Here is a 6,066-nt window from a genome sequence, read left to right as displayed (position 1 = left end):
TATTTGAGAGGGTAAGTTCAATGGCTTTGTTTTGTATAGTTTAAATCTTTAGTCATTTTAACACTAAATGCGTTATTCCTTGTGTTGTTTTAAATGCAGGTGCACTAAAATAAGCAAATAAGATTAATTGATATTTTTCATTCATATTATAAAGTTTATTCCTATCATCTTGTGAAAGCATAGAAGTATTAAAGGTTATATCATTTCCTTGAAGATTTTCTAAAATTTTAATTTTAGATTGATTACATTCTAATTCCTCTTCTTTTTTTATACAATATGCCCATTTAATTGTCTCATCGAAGAAAAATTCTCCTCATTATTTAAGTAGGCTCTAATAAAAATAGTTTCATTGTAAGGGATTTTATCAGTAGTATTTTGCTGTTCTTTTTCTTTATAAGCTTTCAAATTTGTGATATATAAATTCTCTCTTGAATTTTTTATTTGTTTTTCATACCCATTTGCCTCAGTATCTAAATAAAGATTTTCTCCAAAATCTTGCATGCTTACCTTATTTGTAAAAGTATAGCTTCCACCTTTCTTATCTGCAGAACTTAAAGAGACTATTGCCACATTTCCAATTTTATGCATTTGACTTGTGCTAAAGCCTTCTAAGGTTTTTGTAGCTATAATACATTTTGTAGCCCTTTTAAAAAAAGAAGAGTTTGTATCTAAAATTAAATCAATCTTGAAACTGCTCTTATAAATGCCTTCTTGATGTTCTAACTTTAAACTTTCATAAATCCTTCTATTCTCACAATTATGAAGAAATACTTTAGTGATGGTTTCATAATTGTTTCCATTTTCATCTAAAATCTTAAGATTATTAAGTGTTAATTCAAAATTCCCCCTCTATGCGATAAAATCTCTTCGCTACTATATCTTTCTAGTTTTAAATAGATTTTTAGCATCTTTGAGGTTTTATCTTGCAAAATTTTAAATTGATTTTCTTTAGCAAAACTGTATAATTCTATAGCATTTTCTTCATTACCAGCAAGAGCAACTTTTAAAATCCCATCGTTTTTATTAATAAAATATGATATATTGTTTTTTACTGCTTTAAAGTATATTTCATTTTCTTTTTTTTAAATAAGTTCTTCTTGGGTGCTACAAGAAAAAGCTTGCGGATTACTTGTTTGTTGTTCTTCTTGCGTTGGATCATATTTTAAATACATTAGCTCGCATTGATCTTCTATCAATTTAGTGCAATCTATTTTTGCTTTTGCTCCTATAAGTAAAGTAATAAAAGTATTTTTAGGTTGTTCTATTTGTATAATAGATGGAGTGGGATTTGGATAGAGGATAAGAATATTATGGGGTGTATTTGCTTCTAGTTTTTCAAACTTTTGTCTTAAAGTTTTATTAAGCAAGGCAACATTATCCAATTTATTAGCGCCTAAATTCTCACAATAATTAGCAATACAATAAATATTATCTAAGCTAAAATTTTTTTGAGTGAGGGTGTTTAGGTAATTAAGATAGGGAGCGAGAATATCAGCTATACCCTGAAATTCTTCTTTAGCAACATAAGAATAATAGTGTTTGTCTTTAGTATAATATGTATTGTATTCTCTTAAGAGATACTCTGTTTTTTTCATCAACTTCTTTGCATTTCTTATAAGTTTGCATAAAAGAAAGATAAGTGTATTTATCTGGCAGCTTCAGTCCTTGCTTGGTATTGGCTTCTCTAAAGTTAGATTCTTGGATTCTGCGAGAATAATAAGGGTTTTTGAATTGTCGTATATCAGCATAATAACGCACAGAAACCACACTAAAAATCTATTCTTATCTTTAAGGACTTTTTGAAGCAAGATGAGTCCACTCTCTGGGTTAAATCTTGCTGGACGCTGATAATAAATAGACAATAAGGGAATAAACTCTTGTGGATTGGTTAATTCTGTCTTACTAAAAGAAGTAAGATAGTTTGCATTCCATTTTTGAAGTTTTTTTCTTAGATTATGTATTTTCTCAAAAGAAATGATTTTTTTAACTTCTTTTGCTTCATTATCTGCAAGCTCAAAAACCATATTTTCATTAAGTTTTTGGTTGATATTTTCAGGATTTTGGTTGTAGATTTTTATATTATTTTGCAAAATAGCATTGAAATATATTTCTATTACTCATAACAGGATGATTAAAATATTTCAGTTTTTCTCTTGTTTTTTGCCCCTTTTTGTATCTTTAGGGATACTCTTTAGTATTGAAAAATAGAGTTTAGAATATAATCTATCAAGTTTTTGTAACTCCCCACTTTTATCACTACAAATCATCTTTTCAACCTTGCTTTTTGCTTTAGCACAATTAAAGCTAGGTTTAGCTTCTTCTGGAGATTGAGCATTAATATTAATACTTAAAGTAACACAAATCCTTAAAACTATTAAAAACTTTTGCATAAGAACTCCTTTAATTTACTCTGTATTTTTTGTCGCTTCAAACATAATAACTACTCCTCTAGCACAATATCTAAAAATATAGAGCTATATAAAAAGAAATCTAAGCCAAGATTGAAGTGTTTGGGTATCATAATTTGTTTGAAAAAATATTAACATCCATGCAATAGCAACGCACAGGCTACTATGAATACAAAGAGAGAAAATACTCATTGGGATAATCCATAATGAAAATTCGTTTAGAGCTAGATTTGAATGTGATTGCATAAAAAATTTTCTTAAAAAATATACCAAAGGTAAAGAAATACCACAGATATACATTATTAATAACTCCCATTCACAAGTAATGCAGATAATCAAAAATAATAAATAATATGAAAAAAGCCAAGCAATCCAAAAACTTTTTGAACATACAAACCCACAAAAGCTTTGAAATCTTATCAAAAATACTATACATACATAAGATATACCACCAAGAATCAATACAGGCAATGTAAAGACATATGCTAAAAACCCAAATCCATCAGTCATTATCTCGCCTCACTTTTACTATAATCCTCAATAGATTCTTTGTATCCAAATTATTTGGAATCTTAATATTTTTAAAACCTTTGCTTGTAACTATAAAATCACAACCAAGATTGAAATGTTTCTGTGTTTGTTGGATTTGTATTTGTTGGTAGTCGTGGTTTTGATATATAAGTTTTTGCATTATGGTTTGTCCTTGCCTATCATAGATAAGATTCTATATAGAATCTTAGTAAAAAATGACTTATGATTTTTATAGAGGATATAGCTAAGGAGTAGTGCAATTATACTGGGAAAAACCACAACAAGAACATAAAAAGTTATAGTGCGAATCGCCTCATTTCTCTCATCGATTTTAAGATAATATCTATCACACCATGAGCTGATATAATATCCAATAGCATACATCATTACAAAAGAAAGGATAAGTAGTCCAATCCCAATAAAAAATGAAACGATATATCTGCCTAGTCTCTTTGTAAATGAAATCTTTTGCATATCAAAATAAGTATAGATAATAGCATAGAGTATAAAGGTAAGATGTATAATTTGCAAGATAATGGGGATTAAAAACATTTGAAAAATTTCAAAAAGGCTGATAATAGTTGTATCGACAAATATTACCCACATAGCTAAGTATAACAACACTGAAGCTCCAATATGTAGAGTAAGATTCACATATTGAGGCTTATATTTATACAATAAAAGCGTCAGACAATAAAGGGGTAGAAAATAGTATGCAATAAGACTAAGCCCATATATAAAAGGCTCATAATCACCACCAGCAAAAAACATCTTACTTCCCCACTATAAAAGCAGTATCTTGCATTTGCGTATGACTAAAATCCATATCCAAAAATGTAGAGCTGTATAAAAAGAAATCTAAGCCTAGATTAAAATACTGTTTTGTTTTTAGAAAGTCTGAATTATATAAGGGAAATAAGAATGATTTTGGTGAGGTATATTTAAAATGAAATTTTGTATTTCGGTATTGCATTATCGAATTATATAAATCAAATCCTACCTTCTCATAATCCCATGCCCCAATAGGCTGATCGCTACCATTATTATTAAAATTCACAGTATCAATGATAAAAGCACGCACCTTTTTGCACGCAGCATATAAAGAATGGTAATTATAGAATCTTGTAACTCTCGTGATTTGTATAAGGCTTGGTATATATAAGATATTAAAAGCCCCTGCGATAGAGTATAGAGCAAAATTCTGCTTGTATTTTGGGTTAGAGTGGAATTTATCTAAAACTTCTTTTTCATGTTGTATGGAGTTTTGCAATGAAAATGCATCAAATTTACTTAAGTCTAAATGCGGTAAAAACACATCATTTTTTATATCAAACCTTTGAAAATATAAACTATTATCGATAATATCTGATGGTTTTTGTAAGTCTTTTATAGCTTTATGAGTTTCTGGGAGTGTTTCCTCTTTTTTATATAGCTTAAAGACTTCTGCATTCTTCGTCTTATTCTCTTTCATTGCTTGGATATTGAGTGCCATTGTATATTCTTGTGTATTTTTAATGTTTTTTATATCTAGTAAAGTATCATTAAGAAAATCTTCGAATTGTTTTTGAAAATCAGATTCTTCTCCAAAAAGCTTTTTGAGATTCATATACTCGCCCTTTAGCTCTTGCATTATAGGAAACTTCATATAAAAACTATCCCAATCTAATTCCGCATAAAATCTTGCTTTATCTCTTGATTTTGTGTTGTCAGTCTTTAATTGTTGCATCTCTACTCTAGGCAATATCTCCTTTACTATTGTTTTCATTGTTTCATTAGGGATAGTATCTATAAAATCTTGTGAAGTAGAGCTTCTAAAGGTTAAATCTTTTAATTCTTTAGCATCACTTGGATTATCATGCCATAATCTTTGACAGATATAGCTTACCCCCCAACCAAGCCTTGAGATTTCATCTTTGTTTGTATGTGCCCTTAGTGTTTCTGCTAGAGTGCAATCAATGGTAATTTGTGGATAATCATTAATTCTTATAAGATAAGAGGCATTATAATTGGGTATTTCTTTATAAGCAAAGACTAATAGTGTTTTTTGCTCTTGTGTGTCTTTAGGGTTTGGTAGTTGCAAACTAAGATGTTTTCCACAATAAGCTTTGTTGTTTTCTAAATGTCTATAAATGATAGAAGAAGATAATAGGGCTTTATCTTCTTCTTTTTCAATATAAAAACAATCTTTTAAAATTTCTTCATCAAATAAAGAACTTTCCTTTTTGTCATTAGTTAATTGGTTTTTGTTTAACTTATCTAAGGTGTTTTTATCCTGAATAAAAACATAACCCCATTTAATTTGCTCTTCTTTGATTTTTGTATCCTCATAAATAGCTTCAAATTCTACTATATCGCCAAAAGTATAGAAATTACGCACTATTTTTTCATTATTTTCTAAGGTAAATTCTTTGGATTTTAGCCTAATAGAGTTTATAGAGCCTTTATCTGCCTTTCTTTCAAATTTTATTTCACACCAATGCCCATACTCATAACTTCTTAATAAAAATCTATGATTATAGATGGGTTTGTTTTTATAAACACTAGATTGGTTTAAAATTAATTCAAAGCTTTGTGCTTCTTTACTAAAAATTTCACTAGCATTTAAATGAGCTTCCCCCATTCTATTGGTTGTAAAAATAGTCTTGATTTCATTTTTATTGCCCTGTGCTATTTCATAAAGCTTAAATTCTTGATTATGCAGAAGAATATTATTAGAACTTAAAAGCCTAATATTTAAACTATTTTTTTGATTAAGTGCTTCCATTACTCTGTCCTAAGCTCTCCACCTCTAACTACAAGCCCATTAGAATCTATAATTACTTCAACTCCACCTGCTTTAATTATAACACAATCTCCCTTAGTAACAATTTGAGTATCACCTACTTGATGGAGGATTTGACTGCCTGTTTTACTTCACAATCTGTTTGAAAGTCAAAAGTTGAATTATCTGATTCTAAAGAATATTGTTCCTCTACCTTTGTCTGCATGGAATTGGACTTTAAGGATGTATTATCTTGTATGTGGGCGGATAAATTTTGATGAATATTAAGGAAAAATTCTTTTTCTATTGTTTGGGTTAAAGACTTTTCTATTAATAATTTATTTTCTCCCTTCACATTTCTTATCT

Annotated in this window: 6 protein-coding genes and 2 pseudogenes; all 8 read right to left on the bottom strand. The window is 28.8% G+C overall.

Translation table 11 applies throughout. The annotated features are described in order from the left end of the window. Positions 1–267: 267 nt before the first annotated feature. On the bottom strand, positions 268–588 hold the full coding sequence (locus tag FBF15_RS09130) for a hypothetical protein (protein ID WP_002876591.1): 321 nt from the start codon (positions 586–588) through the stop codon (positions 268–270). A 494-nt stretch (positions 589–1,082) separates the two neighbouring features. After that, positions 1,083–1,595, bottom strand: a complete 513-nt coding sequence (locus FBF15_RS09825; RefSeq protein ID WP_223212444.1) for a hypothetical protein — start codon at positions 1,593–1,595, stop codon at positions 1,083–1,085. A gap of 63 nt (positions 1,596–1,658) precedes the next feature. After that, positions 1,659–2,090: a hypothetical protein gene (locus FBF15_RS09820; RefSeq protein WP_223212443.1), complete on the bottom strand. Its 432-nt coding sequence runs from the start codon at positions 2,088–2,090 to the stop codon at positions 1,659–1,661. 43 nt (positions 2,091–2,133) lie between these two features. Further along, positions 2,134–2,390: pseudogene (locus FBF15_RS09120) on the bottom strand (hypothetical protein); the annotation flags it as partial. A gap of 84 nt (positions 2,391–2,474) precedes the next feature. Then, complete coding sequence (locus FBF15_RS09115; RefSeq protein ID WP_002789078.1) at positions 2,475–2,918, bottom strand: hypothetical protein; 444 nt, start codon at positions 2,916–2,918, stop codon at positions 2,475–2,477. Between the two features lie 180 nt (positions 2,919–3,098). After that, positions 3,099–3,545 (bottom strand): hypothetical protein, encoded by a 447-nt coding sequence (locus tag FBF15_RS09110; protein WP_169313244.1) that lies wholly within the window; start codon positions 3,543–3,545, stop codon positions 3,099–3,101. A 166-nt stretch (positions 3,546–3,711) separates the two neighbouring features. Continuing rightward, the gene (locus FBF15_RS09105) at positions 3,712–5,703 is read right to left on the bottom strand and encodes a hypothetical protein (RefSeq protein ID WP_052773724.1); all 1,992 of its coding nucleotides are present in this window, start codon (positions 5,701–5,703) and stop codon (positions 3,712–3,714) included. A 115-nt stretch (positions 5,704–5,818) separates the two neighbouring features. Then, positions 5,819–6,066, bottom strand: a pseudogene (locus FBF15_RS09815) (hypothetical protein); the annotation flags it as partial.

The sequence above is a fragment of the Campylobacter sp. CFSAN093233 genome, from assembly GCF_011068165.1.
Taxonomy (GTDB): domain Bacteria; phylum Campylobacterota; class Campylobacteria; order Campylobacterales; family Campylobacteraceae; genus Campylobacter_D; species Campylobacter_D jejuni.
This window is presented reverse-complemented; position numbering and strand designations above follow the sequence as displayed.